At 67.9% G+C, this 17,022-nt stretch carries 17 protein-coding genes and 1 riboswitch; of the genes, 7 read left to right on the top strand and 10 right to left on the bottom strand.

What is annotated here, in order from left to right; translation table 11 throughout:
* Positions 1-34: 34 nt before the first annotated feature.
* On the bottom strand, positions 35-1,723 hold the full coding sequence (locus ACIPVK_RS03220; protein ID WP_407610542.1) for a long-chain-fatty-acid--CoA ligase: 1,689 nt from the start codon (positions 1,721-1,723) through the stop codon (positions 35-37).
* A 48-nt stretch (positions 1,724-1,771) separates the two neighbouring features.
* A complete protein-coding gene (panD, locus tag ACIPVK_RS03215; protein ID WP_407610541.1) occupies positions 1,772-2,194 on the bottom strand; it encodes an aspartate 1-decarboxylase in 423 nt (140 codons plus the stop codon).
* A 349-nt stretch (positions 2,195-2,543) separates the two neighbouring features.
* Between panD and ACIPVK_RS03210 the strand changes: the two genes are divergently transcribed.
* The 5 genes from ACIPVK_RS03210 to ACIPVK_RS03190 are packed head-to-tail and all read left to right on the top strand — an operon-like array spanning position 2,544 to position 8,185.
* Positions 2,544-3,980: a GntP family permease gene (locus tag ACIPVK_RS03210; RefSeq protein WP_407610540.1), complete on the top strand. Its 1,437-nt coding sequence runs from the start codon at positions 2,544-2,546 to the stop codon at positions 3,978-3,980.
* Between the two features lie 29 nt (positions 3,981-4,009).
* Positions 4,010-5,254: a CaiB/BaiF CoA transferase family protein gene (locus ACIPVK_RS03205; protein WP_407610539.1), complete on the top strand. Its 1,245-nt coding sequence runs from the start codon at positions 4,010-4,012 to the stop codon at positions 5,252-5,254.
* Positions 5,251-6,213 (top strand): hydroxymethylglutaryl-CoA lyase, encoded by a 963-nt coding sequence (locus tag ACIPVK_RS03200; RefSeq protein ID WP_407610538.1) that lies wholly within the window; start codon positions 5,251-5,253, stop codon positions 6,211-6,213. The genes ACIPVK_RS03205 and ACIPVK_RS03200 overlap by 4 nt, the downstream gene beginning before the upstream one ends.
* A complete protein-coding gene (locus ACIPVK_RS03195) occupies positions 6,213-7,202 on the top strand; it encodes a 2-hydroxyacid dehydrogenase (protein WP_407610537.1) in 990 nt (329 codons plus the stop codon). Before ACIPVK_RS03200 ends, ACIPVK_RS03195 begins: the two co-directional genes overlap by 1 nt.
* Positions 7,199-8,185, top strand: a complete 987-nt coding sequence (locus ACIPVK_RS03190; RefSeq protein WP_407610536.1) for a glycerate kinase — start codon at positions 7,199-7,201, stop codon at positions 8,183-8,185. The genes ACIPVK_RS03195 and ACIPVK_RS03190 overlap by 4 nt, the downstream gene beginning before the upstream one ends.
* Here ACIPVK_RS03190 and ACIPVK_RS03185 read toward each other — a convergent pair.
* Positions 8,182-8,985, bottom strand: a complete 804-nt coding sequence (locus ACIPVK_RS03185) for an IclR family transcriptional regulator (protein WP_407610535.1) — start codon at positions 8,983-8,985, stop codon at positions 8,182-8,184. The two genes, ACIPVK_RS03190 and ACIPVK_RS03185, sit on opposite strands and share 4 nt — an antisense overlap.
* A gap of 374 nt (positions 8,986-9,359) precedes the next feature.
* On the opposite strand from ACIPVK_RS03185, the gene ACIPVK_RS03180 reads away from it, so the two are divergent.
* Positions 9,360-10,403, top strand: a complete 1,044-nt coding sequence (locus tag ACIPVK_RS03180; protein WP_407610534.1) for an NAD(P)-dependent alcohol dehydrogenase — start codon at positions 9,360-9,362, stop codon at positions 10,401-10,403.
* Positions 10,404-10,473: 70 nt separating this feature from the next.
* On the opposite strand, the gene ACIPVK_RS03175 is transcribed toward ACIPVK_RS03180, so the two are convergent.
* Positions 10,474-11,601 (bottom strand): PQQ-dependent sugar dehydrogenase, encoded by a 1,128-nt coding sequence (locus ACIPVK_RS03175; protein WP_407610533.1) that lies wholly within the window; start codon positions 11,599-11,601, stop codon positions 10,474-10,476.
* A 57-nt stretch (positions 11,602-11,658) separates the two neighbouring features.
* Complete coding sequence (locus ACIPVK_RS03170) at positions 11,659-11,793, bottom strand: zinc-binding dehydrogenase (RefSeq protein WP_407610532.1); 135 nt, start codon at positions 11,791-11,793, stop codon at positions 11,659-11,661.
* A gap of 481 nt (positions 11,794-12,274) precedes the next feature.
* Between ACIPVK_RS03170 and ACIPVK_RS03165 the strand changes: the two genes are divergently transcribed.
* The gene (locus ACIPVK_RS03165) at positions 12,275-12,541 is read left to right on the top strand and encodes a DNA gyrase subunit A (RefSeq protein WP_407610531.1); all 267 of its coding nucleotides are present in this window, start codon (positions 12,275-12,277) and stop codon (positions 12,539-12,541) included.
* Here ACIPVK_RS03165 and moeB read toward each other — a convergent pair.
* The 5 genes from moeB to thiO form a co-directional block, all read right to left on the bottom strand.
* The gene (moeB, locus tag ACIPVK_RS03160; protein WP_407610530.1) at positions 12,538-13,734 is read right to left on the bottom strand and encodes a molybdopterin-synthase adenylyltransferase MoeB; all 1,197 of its coding nucleotides are present in this window, start codon (positions 13,732-13,734) and stop codon (positions 12,538-12,540) included. The two genes, ACIPVK_RS03165 and moeB, sit on opposite strands and share 4 nt — an antisense overlap.
* A gap of 115 nt (positions 13,735-13,849) precedes the next feature.
* Positions 13,850-14,530 carry a 4a-hydroxytetrahydrobiopterin dehydratase gene (locus tag ACIPVK_RS03155; RefSeq protein WP_407610529.1) on the bottom strand — a complete coding sequence of 227 codons (681 nt, stop codon included), beginning with the start codon at positions 14,528-14,530 and terminating at the stop codon, positions 13,850-13,852.
* 23 nt (positions 14,531-14,553) lie between these two features.
* On the bottom strand, positions 14,554-15,357 hold the full coding sequence (locus tag ACIPVK_RS03150) for a thiazole synthase (RefSeq protein ID WP_407610528.1): 804 nt from the start codon (positions 15,355-15,357) through the stop codon (positions 14,554-14,556).
* 54 nt (positions 15,358-15,411) lie between these two features.
* Positions 15,412-15,651: a sulfur carrier protein ThiS gene (gene thiS, locus ACIPVK_RS03145; RefSeq protein WP_407610527.1), complete on the bottom strand. Its 240-nt coding sequence runs from the start codon at positions 15,649-15,651 to the stop codon at positions 15,412-15,414.
* Complete coding sequence (gene thiO, locus ACIPVK_RS03140) at positions 15,648-16,880, bottom strand: glycine oxidase ThiO (protein ID WP_407610526.1); 1,233 nt, start codon at positions 16,878-16,880, stop codon at positions 15,648-15,650. The genes thiS and thiO overlap by 4 nt, the downstream gene beginning before the upstream one ends.
* A riboswitch (TPP riboswitch) is annotated at positions 16,875-17,010 on the bottom strand. Its footprint overlaps the gene before it by 6 nt.
* Between the last annotated feature and the right edge of the window lie 12 nt (positions 17,011-17,022).

Below are 17,022 nucleotides of genomic sequence, written 5' to 3'. Positions count from 1 at the left end.
TTTGCGATTGCCCGTGCGGGCGCGCCAACGGCCCCTACAAGCCGGGGTTGACCTGCTCCCGGACCTGCTTGCGCAGGATCTTGCCGAGCAGCGAGCGCGGCATCTGATCGATGGCCACGATCCGCTTGGGCACCTTGTAGCCGGCCAGCTGGGTGCGGCAGTGCTCGCGCAGCGCGTCCTCGTCCAGCACCGTCCCGGGCTCGAGCTCCACCGCGGCAACCACCATTTCCCCGCCGCGCTCCAGCGGCTTGCCGAAGGCCGCCGCATCGCGCACGTCGGGGTGCGCGCGCAGCACCGACTCGACCTCGGTGGGCGAGACGTTGAAGCCGCCGGTGATGATCAGTTCCTTGGCCCGGTCAACGATCGTGGTGAAGCCGTCGGCGTCCACCGTCACGACGTCCCCGGTGCGCAGCCAGCCGTCAGCGGTGAGCGACTTGGCGGTCTCCTCCGGGTTGTTCCAGTAGCCGGCGAACACCTGCGGTCCCTTGAGCAGCAGCTCGCCCGGTTCCCCTTGGGCCACCTCGGTCGCCGGGTCATCCAGGTCCACGACCTTCATCAGGGTGGAGGGGAACGGCACCCCGATGGTGCCGGTGCGCCGGGTCGGGTGGAACGGGTTGCCCAGTGCCACCGGGGAGGATTCGGTCATGCCGTAGCCCTCGACCAGCAGGCCGCCGGAGAGCGATTCCCAGAGCTCGACCACGGAATCGGGCAGGTTCATGGCCCCGGAGATGCAGTACTTCGCCGAGCGCAGCGAAACGCCCTTTTCCTTCGCGGCCATCGCGGTGCGCTCATAGATCGGCGGCACGGCGCAGTACACGGTGGCCGGGGACTTCTTCATCGCCGCCAGGACCAGGTCCGGGTCGAACTTCGGGAAAAGCACCAGCAGGCCCTGCTTCTTCACGCCGAAGGTCAGGTAGAGGGTCATGCCGAAGGCGTGGAACATCGGCAGGATCGCGTAGAGGATCTCCTTGCGTTCCTGGGCCCCTGCCATCCACGCCTCGCCCTGCAGCGCGTTGGCATACAGGTTGAAGTGGGTGAGCATGGCGCCCTTGGGGTTGCCCGTGGTCCCGGAGGTGTACTGGATGACCGCCAGGTCTTCCACGGCCGGGCGCGAGTGGGCGGCATCGAGCCGCTCGGCCTTGAGCAGGTCCTTCCAGGGCATGGTCCCTGGTGCCGCCGCGGTCAGTGCGGTCTTGGAGGCGCGCAGCTTTTTCAGCGGCAGGTTCAGTGCCAGGCGCTTCACTGCGGGGAACGCCTCGAGCAGGTTGACCGAGATGACGGTGTCGATGCGCATGTCCTGCGGGAACTGGCGCACGGAATCGGCGGCCTTGTCCCAGGCGATGACGATGCGGGCCTGGTGGTCCTCGAATTGGTGGCGCAGTTCGCGGGAGGTGTACAGCGGGTTGTGTTCGACGACCACCGCGCCCAGGCGCAGCACCGCGTAGAACGCAATGACGTGCTGCGGGCAGTTGGGCAGGATCAGCGCGACCCGGTCCCCGGCCCGCACGCCGAGGTTGCGCAACCCCTCGGCCGCACGTTCCACCTGTTCGCCCAGTTCGCGGTAGCTGGTGCGCTTCCCGAAGAACTCGGTGGCGGGACTCTCCCCGGCCTCGGCGACGGAGCGCTCGAACATCGCACTCAGCGATTCGGTGGGGAGCTCGATCTCGGCCGGGACGCCCGGCTGGTAGTTCTTGGTCCAGGGGCGTGCGGCGGTGTTCTCCATGGTTCCATCATGCCGCTTTTGTCGTTCAGGGAACGACTTGGCGGATTCTCACGCGTCGGCGAATATGGCGAACGGCGGCGTTTCCAGGCCGTCGGCGAGCGCCTCGGCCGGGTTGGATCCCAGCGCGAGGATGGCGTTGCGTTCATCGACGTGCACCACCGAGGGCTTGTAGGACCGGGCCTCGGCATTGTTCATGGAGGCGTAGGTGATGATGATGACCAGGTCCCCGACGTTGACCAGGTGGGCAGCGGCACCGTTGATGCCGATGACACCGGAACCGCGCTCCCCCGCGATCGTGTACGTCTCCAGCCGGGCGCCGTTGGTGACATCGACGATCGAGACCAGCTCTCCGGGCAGGATGTCCGCGGCGTCCAGCAGGTCGGCGTCGATGGTGATGGACCCGACGTAGTGCAGGTCCGCATGGGTGACGGTGGCGCGGTGGATCTTGGACTTGAACATGGTGCGCTGCATAGGGGGGATCTCCTGGAGGGGGTTGTGCAGGGGTCGGCATTCATCCTTGGATGCCCGCCCCGGGCCGCCGGCTTGGTGCAGTGAGTGTTCCGGCGCCTAAGACATTGTAGACGCGCCGACTTCCGGTTGTCTGTGACGCATTTCGGGTGCTTGGGTGCAGCGGAAACCTCGTGGCTTTCCGGGGTCGGGCAGCATTCAGCCGGGGCCATGGCACACGTCGGGACCCGATCCATCGACACCTAAACTCCAAAATGTTTACATGGTGAGCTTAAACCCATAGTATGGGCCGAACGAAGTGGCGCACATCACGATGCGCGCAGTCCTCCCGCCCTCAAGATCGGATCAATTCATGTCAGAAACTGCGATTCTGATCAACACCGCCGTGGCCGTCCTCGCCACCGTGCTGCTGATTGTTAGATTCAAGGTCAATCCCGTCATCTCTTTGGTCCTTGGATCGCTCTATCTGGGATTGTCGACGGGCCTTGGGGTCACCAAGACCATTGAAACCATCACCGGCGGCTTCGGCGAGATCATGGTCGAGGTGGGGTTGCTGATTGCCTTCGGCGTTCTCATGGGATCGATCCTGAACGAGACGGGCGCCATCCGGCGGCTGGTTGAGCACCTCCTGCGGGTCTTCGGCCCGGAGCGCCTCCCCTACACCATGGCCCTGGCCATGGGCACGGCGCTTCAGTCGATTTTCCTCGACGTCCTGCTGGTGATTTCCGCGCCTCTGGCCCGCCGCATGTCACCGAAAATCGGCAAGCTGGGAACCGCCCGCATGGCCACGGCCATGGCCATCGGACTCGAGTGCGGCATCATCTTCATGGTTCCCGGCGTCGGCTCCCTGGCCCTGGCCGGATTGCTCGGGGTTCCCTTGGGCAAGATGCTGGTCTTCGGCTTCCTCGTCGTCGTTCCCACCGTCATCGTCTCCATCGCCATCATGACGTTCCTGTTCAAGCGTGGATTCTGGAAGTCGGATCGCGACGAGCAGAACCTCTTCGAGGAAGAGGACTTCCCCCGGGCCAAGACGGGCGCATCCCATGGGCCGGACGCCTACGGCGTTTCCATGGAGGCCGGCTCGGCTGGCACGCTGCAGGAAGGATCCCCGGCGCTGGCAACTGTTGTGGATGAAGTAAAGCGCGAAGCACCCCTGCTCCTGCTTTTCTCCCCCTTGCTGCTGTCACTGGTCCTGATCGCCGGTGGCGCACTGGTCGAAATCCTCGACCTGAAGATCGCTGGCCTGGAGCTGTTGGGCAATCCCGTGGTCGCACTGCTGATCGGCTTGATCGGCACCTCCATCGTGGGCCGATACACCGTGGGCCAGAAGGCAGTGGAAAACGCTATCTCGTCGGGCTTCAAGGAAAGCGGCCAGATCCTGCTGCTCACCGGCGTGGGCGGATCCCTGGCGGCAACCGTCGCAGCTGCGGGACTCGGCGACATCCTGGGCGGATTCTTCACCGCCAGCCCCGTGGCCCCGTTGTTGGTGGTCTGGGCCATTGCCGCGGTCCTTCACATCGCCGTGGGGTCCGTGACCCTTTCCGCCATCACCGCCGCTGGCCTGCTCGCACCGATCGCACCAGCGCTGGGGATCGACCCGGTGCTCATTGCCCTGGCCGCCGGGGCCGGCTCCCTGTTCATGGTCCATGTCACTTCGAACACCTTCTGGCTCTTGCAGTCACTGCTGGGGCAAACCGTTCGCGGCGCCCTCAAATCCGTCACCGTGGGAGTCTCGGTCGCCTCGGTAGTCGCCATGCTCGTTGTCCTGGTCCTGTCCATCTTCATCTAGCCACCGCCACACCCAAGGAAGTCCCCCCATTGCCTGAAAAAGTTATTGCCCCACTGGCCGGAGTCCGGGTCCTGGAACTCGGAAACTACATTGCCGCGCCGACCGCCGGACGCCTGCTGGCCGATTTCGGCGCCGAGGTCATCAAGGTCGAGCGCCCAGGCACCGGCGACGAGCTGCGCAACTGGCGGCTGAAAAAGGGCAGCGTGTCCATGCTCTACCGGACAATCAACCGCAACAAGAAGTCCGTGGTGCTGGACTTGCGCAGCGACGCCGGACGAGCGGCCGTCCTGGACCTGGTCAAGCAGTGCGACATCCTGCTGGAGAACTTCCGTCCCGGAACCCTGGAGAAGTGGGGCCTGGGCCCCGAGGTCCTCAATGCGGCCAACCCCGACCTGGTGATCACCCGGATCTCGGCCTTCGGCCAGACCGGCCCGCTTTCCGAACGCCCCGGATTCGCGGCTGTCGCCGAGGCCTTCAGCGGATTCCGCAACCTCGTCGGGGACCCGGACCGCGCCCCGGTGCGCGTGGGCGTATCGATCGGCGATTCGATCGCCGGTCTGTATGCGGCCTTCGGTTCGGTCATGTCGCTGTTCCAACGCGAAACCCGCCGCGGCACCGCAGTGAAGGTGCCCCTGGGCGAACGCGTCATCGACGTGGCCCTGCACGAGGCCATGTTCTCCATGATGGAGTCACTCATCCCCGACCTCGGCGCCTACGGAGACAGGCGCAGCCGGGTGGGCGGACGCATGGAGGGGATCGCCCCGTCCAACGCCTACGTCTGCAAGGACGGTGCCAGCATCGTGGTGGCCGGCAACGGGGATGCGATCTTCCGCCGCTACATGGAGACCATCGGGCGCCCGGACCTGGGCAGCGACCCGTCCCTGCAATCCAACGCCGAGCGTTGGGAACGGCGCATCGAGCTCGACGCGGCCATCGGCGTGTGGACGGCAACGCTGCCTTCGGCCGAGGCGCTTGGGATGCTCGACGCCGCCGGCGTCCCCGCCGGGCCCATCTACACCGCCGAAGACATCGTCAACGAACCGCAATACGCCGCCCGCAACATGATCCAGTCCTTCGACGTCTCCACGGGCGAGGAGATCCTCGAGGGCGTCGGGTTCCCCGGCATCGTCCCGGTCATCGGCGGCACCTCGCTGCCGATCCGCACCCTCGGCCCGGACCTCGGCGAACACACGCAGGAGGTGCTCGGCGGCCTGCTGGGCATGGACGCCGACGAGATCACCGCAGCATCAAACCCCGAGAGGACCCCGGCATGAACCACACCCTTGAACCCCGCGCCGTGCTGCGCGACGTGACCCTGCGCGACGGCCTGCAGCTGACCGGAAAGATGCTTTCCACCGAACGGAAGGTGGAAACCGTGCGCGAACTGATCCGCCTGGGCGTGCCGGAAATCGAGCTGGGCTCCATGGCCCGGGCGGACCTGGTCCCGCCCATGGCCAACACCCTGGAGGTCGCCGCGGCATTGACCGCCGAGGAACTGGAGAAGTGCTGGATCTGGGTCGCCACCCCCGGGCACGTCGCCAAGGCAGCGGCGGCCGGCATCCGCAACTTCCAGTACTGCCTCTCCGCCTCCGACGCCCACAACCAGGCGAACATCGGACGGAGCACCGAGGCCAGCCTCGCCGCCCTGCCGCAGGCCATCGAGTACGCCCGCGCCGTGGACGGCCGCATCCAGCTCTGCATCGCCACCTCCTTCACCTGCCCCTTCGACGGGCAGGTCCCCGAGCAGCGGGTCCTCGACATCGCCAACGACCCGCGCGCCGAAGGCACCTGCGACATCGTCATTTGCGACACCCTGGGCCAGGCGGTCCCCGCACAGGTGGCCAGCCTCATCGGTCGGGTCCGCGACGAGACCCCGGCACGGCGCATCGTCTACCACGGCCACGACACCTGGGGCCTGGGCGTGGCCAACACGCTCGCGGCCATCGGCGCCGGGGCCGGTGTGGTGGACGGGGCCCTCGGCGGGCTGGGCGGCTGCCCCTTTGCCCCCGGGGCCAGCGGAAACACCTCCAGCGAGGACATCCTCTTTGCCACCCGCCCCGAGTGGCTGGACCCGCAGGCCTTCGCCGGCCTGGTGGAACTCTCCGAGGAGCTGCTGGGTGAACTGGGCGAACCCAACCGCTCGAAGTCGGCCCAGGGGGCGCGGTCCAATGCCGCGGCCTTCGAGTGGGTCATCGCCTCGGACCGGGTCCCTGCGTGCGAGGGTTCCCTGTAGTGGGGGCACGGATCCTGCTGACCACGCCCCTGCCGGAGCCCGCGCCGTCATTGCTGGCCGCGGCCGGGGAGCTGACCGTCCTGGATGCACCGCCCAACTATGCGGAACTCGATGCGCTGTGCGCCAGCGGGGACTTCGACGTGGTGCTCACCCAGCTGCGCGATGTGATCGATGCTCCGCTGCTGGCCCGGGCGCGGGTCAGGGGAATCTCCAACTACGCCGTCGGATACAACAACATCGACGTTGCGGCCGCCACCCGGCACGGCATCGCGGTGGCCAACACCCCCGGCGTGCTCACCGACGCCACCGCGGACATCGCCATGCTGCTGATCCTGGGCACCGCGCGGCGCGTCATCGAGGCGGACCGGCTGGTCCGCGAGGGACGCTTCACCGGATGGGAACCCGAGCTCCTGCTCGGCTCCGACGTCTCGGGACGCACCCTGGGACTTGCCGGGTTCGGGCGCATCGCCCGGGCCACGGCCCGCCGGGCGCTGGGATTCGGGATGGAAGTGCTCTTTGCCCCACGCCCGCCGGGCGACAGGATCGTGGGAGCCGCGGAGCTGGGCGAGTTCGCCGGCAAGGTGCGCCAGGTTCCCTGGGACGAGCTCGTGGCGTCCAGCGACTACCTGTCCCTGCACGTGCCGTTGAACCAGGACACCCGGCATCTGGTGGACGCCGCGGTGCTGCAGCGGATGAAGCCCTCTGCCATCCTCATCAACACGGCCCGCGGTCCCATCGTCGATGAGGAGGCGCTGGTCCACGCCCTGTCCACGGGGCAGATCGCCGGCGCCGGGCTGGATGTGTTCGAGAACGAGCCGCTGCTGGCAGAAGGGCTGGCGCAGCTGCCCAACACCGTCCTGCTGCCGCACGTGGGCAGCGCCACGGTGCCGGTGCGCGCCGAAATGGCGCGGCTGAGCGCCCTGAACGCCATCGCCATTGCCGCCGGCCAGGTTCCCGCGCACCCGGTGAATCCGGAGGTCTACGCATGAGCGTGCTGATCGTCCCGGACAGCTTCAAGGGAACCTACAGCGCCGCCGAGGTTGCCCGTCACATCGCCACGGGTGTCAGGCGCGCCGGCGGCACGGCCGTGGGCATCCCGGTGGCCGACGGCGGCGAGGGAACCTTCGACGCGCTCTGCGCCGGGCTGGACGCCGTGCCGCTGGAGGTGGTGGTCCTCAATCCCTGGGGCGCACCGGTCACCGCGACCCTGGGCCTGGCCGGTGACACCGCCGTCGTCGAGCTGGCGCAGGCCTCCGGGTTGCATGTGCCCCACGACGGGGACCGCGACCCCCTCACCGCCGACACCTACGGCACCGGCCAGCTGGTCGTCGAGGCCGTCGCCCGCGGTGCCCGGCGCATCCTGGTCGCGGCCGGCGGTTCGGCCACAAGCGACGGCGGGACCGGCGCGGTGCGCGCCATCGAGGAGGCCGGCGGCCTGCAGGGTGCCGAAATCATCGTGCTCTCCGACGTCACGACGAAATTCCTGGATGCCGCCAGGATTTTCGGCCCGCAAAAGGGCGCGGACCCGGCCACCGTCGAGCTGCTGGCGGCGAGGCTTCGGGCGCAGGCGCGCACCTTCCCCCGCGACCCTTCCGGGGTCCCGGGAACCGGGGCCGCGGGCGGCTTTGCCGGCGGCATGTGGGCGCACTTCGGGGCGGAACTGGTCTCCGGTGCCGACTTCGTGCTCGATGCTCTCGACTTCGACCGGCACCTGGCCGGTTCCACCGCCGTGGTGGTGGGCGAGGGACGGCTCGATGGGCAGTCCATGGGCGGGAAGATCATCTCGGTGATCCTGGGGCGGGTGGCTGCCATGGCACCGCACGTGCCGGTCTTTGCGGTGGTGGGATCGGTTGGCGAGGACCTGGGGCAGGCCCGCGACTTCTTCGCCGATGTGATGGTGGCCTCCGCGCCGGAGGCCATGGTCCGTGCCGGCCTGGAGGTCCAGGCCGCGCTGCGGCAGCCGGCCGACTAGCTGCGCGGGGCCGCGGCCTCCCCGGGGAACCGGCCGCCGATCAGGCGTGTCATGCGCTCCGCGGTCTCCAACAACGGCTCGATCCACCCTTCGCACACCGAGCGGGGCATGCGCATGGTCGGGCCGCTGATGGTCACCGCCGCGACCAGGCCCGCCGCCGCGTCGAACACCGGGGCCGAGAGACCGGAGGCGCCGCTCTCCCGCTCCCCGGTGGTGATCGCAAAGCCGTCCGCGCGCGTCCGGGAAATCACGTCGCGAAGATCCGCCGCGCTCGTGATGGTTGCGCCGGTGAAATGCTCCAGGGGGGCGTCCAACACCATCGCCAGGAGGTCCGGGTTCCAGGCCAGCAGCACCCGCCCGGCCGACCCCGCGTGAAGCGGCGCAAGCTTCCCGAGGTGCATTTCACGGCGCAGCGCGTGCTTGGTTTCGGCCATTCCGACGCAGACCCGGTACTGCTCCTCGGCGCGGAACAGGCAGGCGGTCTCGCCCGTGGTGTCCCGCAGCTCCGCCAGCAGCGGGCTGATCACGTCCAGGATTTCCTTGCCCCGCGTGGCGGGGGCAGCCCAGTAGGCCATCTTCATGCCGATGCGGAAGGCATCGCCGTCCCGGTCCAGGAATCCCTGGCCAACCAGGTTGGCCACCAGTCGCTGCACCGTGGAGGTCGGCATCCCGGTGGCCACCCGGATGTCCGCCAGGGTCAGCACCGGCTGGCGAAGCGAGAACGAATCGAGGATGGCGCTGATCTTGCCCAGCACGAGCAGCGGGTTCTGGTTTTTCGTTGGTGCTTCGGCCTTCGACATGAACTTGACGCTAGACCATGGGACCGGGCGCGTCCAATCACTTTGCTTCGGGTCTCCGGATCGACATTCCGGGCCCTTCACCTGGGCCGGAAGCGCAAATCGCCGGGGCCGTCCGGTTCCCCCGGAAGGTTCACCGGCCCGGGCACGCCGTACCGTGAGGCATGCCTCTTGAACGGTTCTCCCGGACGGCCGCGGCACCGGGAATTCGCGGATCACCGGAACGGCCAGGGGTGCCCTGCCAGTACATGTATCGACAGGGCCTCCCGCGGCCCGCACACCTGATGATTTGATTGACGCGGACGGATCGGCGCACCTAACGGTGTGTACCGGGTCCCTCCCGCAGTGAAAAACTTCCCATCGCCATACGGAGAACCATGTTTGAGATCAACGCCTACGCCGCACCGTCCGCAACGGAAGACCTCGTTCCCACCCGCATCGATCGCCGTGAAGTCGGAGAGCACGATGTGCTGATCAATATCAAGTACTCCGGGATCTGCCACTCCGACATCCACACCGTCCGCGGGGATTGGGGCCCCCAGCAATACCCGCTGGTTCCGGGGCATGAGATTGCCGGAATCGTCACCGAGGTCGGCTCCTCGGTCACCCGGCACGCCGTGGGCGACCGCGTGGGTGTCGGCTGCATGGTCAACTCCTGCCGCGAATGCGTCCACTGCCTGGCAGGCGAGGAGCAGTACTGCCTGAAAGGCAACATCGGCACCTATGGCGCCACGGACGTCGACGGGACCATCACCCAGGGCGGATACGCCACGGCCGTGGTGGTCAACGAGGACTTCGTGGCGAACATCCCCGCGGCCCTCGAACTCGACGTCGCCGCACCGCTGCTCTGCGCCGGAATCACCACCTACTCCCCGCTGCGCCACTGGGGTGCGGGCCCGGGCAAGAAGGTAGCGGTCATCGGGCTCGGGGGGCTCGGGCACATGGCAGTCAAGATTGCGCACTCCATGGGCGCGGAGGTCACCGTCCTGTCGCGGACGCTCAAGAAGCAGGAAGACGGCCTGAAGCTCGGCGCCGATAACTACTTCGCCACGGAAAACCCCGAAACGTTCGAGGTGCTCGCCGGCTCTTTCGACCTGATCATCAACACCGTCAGTGCCGGCATCGACATCAGCGCCTTCCTGCAGCTGCTGGCCCTTGACGGCACGCTGGTCAACGTCGGCGCCCCGGCCGAACCGCTGCCGGTCAACGTCTTCTCGCTGATCACCGGCCGGCGGTCGTTTGCCGGCTCCATGATCGGCGGCATCCGCGAGACCCAGGAGATGCTTGACTTCTGCGCCGAGCACCAAATCGCCGCCGAGGTCGAGGTCATCGCGGCCGAAGACATCAACAAGGCCTACGAACGCGTGCTCGCCTCGGATGTGCACTACCGCTTCGTGATCGACGCGGCAACGCTGGCCTAGCTCTTCACGGTCCGGCCCGGTTTCTGGTCTCCGGGTTGGGGTTCCCCCGTCACGAGGGATCGGTGGCCCCTTATCCTCTTCCCAGGCCCACGCCCATGACGCGGTCGTCGTCGGGACCGGGGTTGCCCCGACCGTCGGTGTTGTTGGTGAGGAACCACAGGTCCCCCTCCGGGGAGAGAGCCACGTCCCGGATCCTGCCAAACTCGCCGTTGTAGTGCTCGGTGGAGGTGGAAGGATCGGCGACCGGCACCTCCCGCAGCACCGACCCGCGCAGGTTCGCGATGAACAACGTCCCGTCGACGTGCACCATGCCGCTGGGGCTGGCAACGCCGGGCTCCCACTGCTGCACCGGGTTCGTGAAGCCCTGCCCGTCGGCGATGCCTTCGACCGTTGGCCAGCCGTAGTTGGCACCCGGGGTGATGATGTTCAGTTCGTCCCAGGTGTTTTGCCCGAATTCGGTGGCGAACATGGTGCCGTCTTCCGCCCAGGCCAAGCCTTGCGGGTTGCGGTGCCCATAGGTGTAAACCAGGGACCCGGGCCAGGGGTTGTCCTCCGGGACCGCTCCGTCGGCGGTCATCCTCAGGATCTTGCCGCCCAGGAAGTCCAGGTCCTGCGCCCGGCTGCCCTCTCCGGCGTCGCCCGCCGTGGCGTAGAGCATTCCGTCCGGGCCAAAGGCCAGGCGTCCGCCGTTGTGGAATCCCGCCGCGGGGATTCCCTCCATGATCGTGTCCGCGTTGCCCAGGGCCAGTGACCCCGGCGCACCGGTCAGGGTGAAACGTTGGATCCGGTTGCCCCCAGCCCCGGTCGAGTACACGTACAGGCGATCGCTTTCATCAATCGCGAGGCCCAGGAGGCCGCCCTCGCCGCCGTGTTCCACACCGTCGACGGTTCCCACGGTGCGCGTGGTCCCGTCATCGGCGAGCTCAAGGATTCGAGCTGTGTCGCGTTCGCTGACCAATGGGGTTCCGTTGCGAAACACCACCGACCACGGGGACTGCAGGTCCGTGGCCACGGCTCGTGGAGTGCCCTCCGGAGCCGCTCTCCGAGCCGGTGCCGAGGTGGCCGTCCCGGATGCGGAGACCGACGGCGAGGGCGTGGCGGGGGCCGGGCCGGGCGGTGGGGCGGGGGTGCATGAGCTCAGCACGAAGGCGATCCCCACCCCGGCTGCAAGCACCGAGGCTGCGCGTACATGTTTCATGGTTGTCTCCTGGCGATGAATCCGGAACGTGGGGACATCAGCGGTCTGCGGATGCTGCTACCCGATGGCCAGCACGATCTTGCCGTGGGCAGCTCCGGAGAGCAGGCGGGCAGAGGCCTGGGCGTGGTTTTCCTTGTCAAACGTGCTATCGATGACCGGGCGGATCTCTCCGCGTCCCACCGCCGGCAACACCTCGCCGCGCAGTCGGGTGGAGTTCTCCCCGGTTCCCAGGCCCGCTCGTCAAACCCGTAGAAGACCCCGTGCACGGTGAGGTTGCGGCAGGACAGGGCGTCGATGTCGATCTTGGTCGGCGCCCCGGCGAGACACCCGATGTTGACCACGTGCCCGCCCGCCGCGGTGACCGGGAGACAATCGGCGGTGTTTTCCTCCATTGAGGATGAAGTGGTTGCACCCTTGCCAACCGGGGGCACGGGCAGTTCAACAACTCTGGTCCGCATCCGACGGTGGTTCACGCTATCCACACTACGGCCACCGACATTTTTTAGGGATGCCCTGACTGTGCACCTCAACTCACGACCTGCACACCAGTAACCGGACCGGCGCGCGCACATCGAGGAGGACGAAGTCCTCCTCCCCCGCATCCCGCCTTAGAGCCGCCAGCGGCGCGGCGCCAGGGGGCGTGGGGACGATGCGCCCATGCCATGATGGCAACATGGACCCGCGCAACAACACCCGCGCAGAGCTGCAGATCCTTGAAGCCATCGTGCAAGCCATCGACAGGCGGGCGGAACTGTTCACTGCCATTGAAGCAACGCAAACCCATGACGAGGCCATTGCCGCGGCGGCGAAACTCCTGGGCGTCGGGGAAATCCAGGCCCGTGCCGTGCTTGACATGCAGGCCCGGCGGTGGACGCAGGGCGAACTGCGCAAGATCACCGACCACATTGCGGTGCTGCGCGCCGAGCTGGAATCGGACTAGGTCCGCGCCCGGATTTCCGCATTCAACCAGGCATCGATCCCGCCATCCAGGTGGACGACGTCGGTGTAGCCCGCTGCGGCCAGGGCTTCCAGCGCCTGCCCCGAACGCACGCCCGACTTGCAGTGCAGCACCAGCGGCACGCCGCGCGGGATCCCGGCCAGCGCGGACCCGTCCCTGATGCCGGCGAGTGGAACCAACACGGACCCTTCAATGCGTGAGATCTCGAATTCCACCGGCTCGCGCACGTCGAGCAACACGAAGTCTTCCTCCCCCGTATCCCGCTTGGCCAGCCGGGCAGCCAGCTCATCGACTCCAATCAACGCGTCGTCCTCAGGAGTTTGGTCCCCGGCCGCGGCAAGTCCGCAGAAGATCTCATAGTCAACGAGTTCGGTGATCGGGGCGGCCTCCGGGTCCTTCGCGATGCGCAGTTCGCGCCAGCGCGAGCCGAGCGCATCGAAGACCAGCAGCCTGCCCAGAAGGGTCTCGCCAACCCCGGTGATGAGCTTGACGGCCTCGGTGACCATCATCGCCCCGATCGAGGCGCACAGCATCCCGAAGACCCCGCCCTCCGCGCAGGAGGGGACGGTTCCGGCCGCCGGTGGTTCCGGGTAGAGGTCTCGGTAGTTCGGGCCGTGCTTTGCCCAGAAGACGCTGACCTGGCCGTCGAAGCGCAGGATGGAACCCCACACATAAGGCTTGCCCAGCAGTGCGGCAGCGTCGTTGACCAGGTAGCGCGTGGCGAAGTTGTCCGCACCGTCCAGGATGACGTCGTAGTCGGCGAAGATCTCCAGCACGTTGGAGGAATCCAGCCGCACCGGGTGCAACACGACATCCACGCCCGGGTTGATGGCGGCAACCGAGTCGCGGGCTGACTCCAGCTTGGTGCGGCCGATGTCTTGCACCCCGTGGATCACCTGGCGCTGCAGGTTGCTCAGCTCCACGGTGTCATCGTCCACGATCCCCAGCGTTCCCACGCCGGCGGCGGCCAGATACAGCAATGCCGGAGAGCCCAGGCCCCCGGCCCCGATGACCAGCACCTTGGCGTTGCGCAGCCTTCGCTGTCCCTCGAGCCCGATCTCCGGCATCAAGGCATGGCGGGAGTAGCGTTCGAGCTCCTCGGCGATCAGGGGCGGCCCCGGCTCCACCAGTGGCGGCAACGATGCAATGTTGTTTTCGACGAACGTTGTACTCAATGAAACCTGCCTTATAAACCTAAGGGGACAACAACAAATGATTTATTGTCTGCGCCCAGAACAAGATTGGCCGCCCCCGAAAATCCCTTTCGGGAGCGGCCCTCAAACTATTTGGCTAGAGGCCGCCCAAGGGCGAGCCGTCGATTTCCCGACCCTCCTCGGTGCAGAGGCACAGCCTGTTTCCCTGCGCGTCGGTGGCCACCACGAACCTGGGGGCGGACTCCGGGTCCAGCGCCGCGCCGGTGGCGTCCAGCGCGCCCAGGATGGCCGAGCTTTCGCTATGCGGCACCGTGATGTCCAGGTGGAAGCGGTTGGCGTTTGGCGTGGCCGTCTTCTGGAACCAGAGGGCAGGTCCGCGGCCGAAGGGGTCGGCCAGGCTGCCGTCCTTCTGCCGCTTGTAGCCCAGCGCCGTGCGCCAGGTCTCCGAGATGGCGTCCTCGTCGTCGGTGTCGATGGCGATCTCCACGACCCGCAAAAGGTCCGGCCGGGCCGTGGCACCGGAGTTCTGTGCCTCGGCGGAAATCGACCTGGCCAGCGCCGCATCCCGTGCGCTCACCCGGCTCCCCGCGTCGTGCGAGGTCAGGGTGATGAACAACGTGTCATAGCGCCAGTCGATGTCCGGGTGGTGGTTGGCCTCCTGGGCCAACGCGCCGATGGTGGCGAACAACGCCAGGGCCGAGGCCGAGGACTCGCACTTCAGCGCGGTGCGCAGGGCACCGAGTCCGTAGCGCCATTGCGGCAGCTGCAGCAGGTTCGCCTGGACTTGTTCGGTGGTCAGAACGTCTTTTGCGGGCATGGTTCTCTCCTTCGGGTTCCGGTTCAGAGATCCGGGCGTCCCTCCATGGCGGAGGATGCCAGGGCATGTGTGCGCCTGGGCATGCGCCCTGCTTGTGCCGCCAGTCTGCCACCAATGACCGCATGTCTAAAGGCCTGGGCCATGCGGACCGGGTCCTGGGCGCGGGTGACGGCGGAGGCCAGCAGCACCGCGTCGCACCCAAGCTCCATGGCCAGGGCCGCATCGGATGCCGTGCCGATTCCGGCGTCGAGGATGACCGGGACGGAGGCGCGGGAGACGATCAATTCGATGTTGTGCGGGTTCAGGATCCCGAGTCCGGTGCCGATGGGGGCGCCCAGCGGCATCACGGCCGCGGCGCCGAGCTGTTCCAGTCGCAGGGCGAGCACCGGATCGTCGTTGGTGTAGGCGAAGACCTTGAAACCGCGGTCCACCAGCGCCTCGGTGGCCTCGACCAGCTCGACGGCGTCGGGCAGCAGAGTGTTTTCGTCGGCGATGACCTCGAGCTTGACCCAGTCGGTTTCCAGGGCCTCGCGGCCCAGTTCGGCGGTCATCAGCGCCTCGCGGGCGGTGAAGCACCCGGCGGTGTTGGGCAACACGCGGATGTTGTTCTCGAGAAGCAGGTCAAAGAGGTTGGTGCCGCCGGTGGATCCCGGGCCGGGCGCGCTGTAGCGGCGCATGGCCACCGTGGTCAGCTCGGTGCCCGAGGCAACCAGAGCGGCACCCAGCCCGTCCAGGCTCGGCGCGCCGCCGGTGCCCATGATGAGCCGGGAGCCCAGGGTGATGCCGTCGATGACCAGCGGGTCGATTTCTGTCAGTGTTTGCGTCATGGTCCTTCGCTTTCTTCCAAGTCGGTGGGGCGGACGTGCGGTGGGTGCTGGTGGTCAGCCGCCCTGGACGGCGGTGACGATCTCGATGTCGTCATGTTGCTCAAGCGCGGTCGCCGACCACTGGCTGCGCGGGACGATCCCCGAGTTGCGGGCCACGGCCACGCCAAGGCGTCCGCCGTCGGCCGGCTTGCCGGTGGGCAACAGCTGGCGGCCGGTGACGGCGGTGACCAGCTGGGCCAGGGTGGTTCCGGCGTCCAGCGGGCGGGGGGCTCCGTTGAGTTGGATGGTGCTCATGCATACTCCTTGGGTTGCAGTACAGGTGAAAACCGGTCGGGTCGGAAGCGGTCCCATGAGGGGTTGCTGCGGCCGGCGATCAGCTCGACGATGATGTGGGCGGCGATCGGCGTGAGCAGCACGCCGTGCCTGAAGAATCCGGTGGCGACCAGCAGCCCCGGAACGTCTGTCCCGCCTCCCGAGGCCACGCGCCCCAGCAGCGGCGCGTTGTCCGGCGTGCCGGGGCGGGCGCGGGCCGTGGTTTCGATGAGCTCGAGCTCGGCGACGGCGGGCAGCAGCACCTGGGCATCGCGCAGCAGCTGGTGCACTCCCCCGGCGCTGACCCCGGGGTTGCCGTCTTCGCGGGCGGTCGCCCCGATGACCACCGTGTCATCCCCGCGCGGGACCACGTAGACCGGCAGTCCGCGCACCATCCCGCGCAGCGTGGCAGTGGTAAGCGGGCGCAGGTGTTCGGGGACGCGCAGCCGCAGGATGTCCCCGTACACCGGGCGCAGCGGAAGCACCAGAGAATCGGGCAGCCCGCCGAAGTCGGCGGCGCCCAGGCCGTTGGCGAGAACGGTCTCGCGGGCACGGACCTCGGTGCCGTCGGCAAGCAGCACCCCGGTGACCCGGGAGCCGGAATCCGCGGCGTCTTCGTGCAGCAGGGCGGTTGCCCGGGAGCGCACCAGGGTCTGGCCCGGGGCCGCCGCGTCGCGTTCGGCTCCGACGGCCTCCAGGCGCGCCATGATGGCCCGTGCCACGGCCCGGGGGTCGACCTGGTGGTCCATCTCGATCAGGTGGGCGGCGGAAATGTGCGGGGACAGCAACGGCTCGAGCTCCCGTGCTTCGCGGGTGGACAGCCGGGTGACCCCGAGCCCCTGCCGGGCTTGCGCCTCACGCAGGTCGCCGAGTGCGGCACGGTCGGCGGCATCTGCGCCGAGGGCCAGCGTGGGGCTGGTGCGGAACCCGGTGTCCAGGCCGGTCTCCGCGCCCAGGGTTTGGGCAAAGTCGGGCCAGCGGGCGGCCGAGGCCAGGGTGAGGGAGAGCAGGTCCTCTTCCTGGTAGTGCAGTTCGCTGACCGGGGCCAGCATGCCGGCGGCGGCAAAGGTCGCGCCGGCGGCGGGATCCGGGTCGATGAGCATGGTGCGGTGCCCGGCACGCTGGGCTTCGAGGGCAATGCCCAGGCCGATGATTCCGCCGCCAATGACGGCGACATCGCACATGAGGGGGTCGGGCACGGTGCACGCCATCGAGGTCTCCTTCCCTACGCCGGTATTAGCCGGATCAGGTTCCACGCCACCCTCGTTTCGAAGGCGGCATCTGTCGGTCGGCGCAATCGGCGCCCTCTCAGCCAGCTTTCCTGGCTCCCGCGGTACTGAACTAGTCTAGGAG

Origin of the sequence: Paeniglutamicibacter sp. MACA_103, from assembly GCF_045798555.1 — a bacterium.
Taxonomy (GTDB): Bacteria; Actinomycetota; Actinomycetes; order Actinomycetales; family Micrococcaceae; genus Paeniglutamicibacter.
The sequence above is the reverse complement of the archived record's forward strand: the minus strand, read 5'-3'. Positions and strand labels throughout refer to the sequence as shown.

What these genes read in the sequence shown, in the direction of transcription:
- ACIPVK_RS03200 (WP_407610538.1), top strand. Translation starts at nt 5,251, where the DNA reads ATGAACCACACCCTTGAACCCCGCGCCGTGCTGCGCGACGTGACCCTG.
- ACIPVK_RS03150 (WP_407610528.1), bottom strand. Translation starts at nt 15,357, where the DNA reads ATGACGCAAACACTGACAGAAATCGACCCGCTGGTCATCGACGGCATC.
- ACIPVK_RS03190 (WP_407610536.1), top strand. Translation starts at nt 7,199, where the DNA reads ATGAGCGTGCTGATCGTCCCGGACAGCTTCAAGGGAACCTACAGCGCC.
- ACIPVK_RS03210 (WP_407610540.1), top strand. Translation starts at nt 2,544, where the DNA reads ATGTCAGAAACTGCGATTCTGATCAACACCGCCGTGGCCGTCCTCGCC.
- thiO (WP_407610526.1), bottom strand. Translation starts at nt 16,880, where the DNA reads ATGGCGTGCACCGTGCCCGACCCCCTCATGTGCGATGTCGCCGTCATT.
- ACIPVK_RS03180 (WP_407610534.1), top strand. Translation starts at nt 9,360, where the DNA reads ATGTTTGAGATCAACGCCTACGCCGCACCGTCCGCAACGGAAGACCTC.
- thiS (WP_407610527.1), bottom strand. Translation starts at nt 15,651, where the DNA reads ATGAGCACCATCCAACTCAACGGAGCCCCCCGCCCGCTGGACGCCGGA.
- ACIPVK_RS03165 (WP_407610531.1), top strand. Translation starts at nt 12,275, where the DNA reads ATGGACCCGCGCAACAACACCCGCGCAGAGCTGCAGATCCTTGAAGCC.
- ACIPVK_RS03155 (WP_407610529.1), bottom strand. Translation starts at nt 14,530, where the DNA reads ATGCCCGCAAAAGACGTTCTGACCACCGAACAAGTCCAGGCGAACCTG.
- panD (WP_407610541.1), bottom strand. Translation starts at nt 2,194, where the DNA reads ATGCAGCGCACCATGTTCAAGTCCAAGATCCACCGCGCCACCGTCACC.
- ACIPVK_RS03220 (WP_407610542.1), bottom strand. Translation starts at nt 1,723, where the DNA reads ATGGAGAACACCGCCGCACGCCCCTGGACCAAGAACTACCAGCCGGGC.
- ACIPVK_RS03185 (WP_407610535.1), bottom strand. Translation starts at nt 8,985, where the DNA reads ATGTCGAAGGCCGAAGCACCAACGAAAAACCAGAACCCGCTGCTCGTG.
- ACIPVK_RS03175 (WP_407610533.1), bottom strand. Translation starts at nt 11,601, where the DNA reads ATGAAACATGTACGCGCAGCCTCGGTGCTTGCAGCCGGGGTGGGGATC.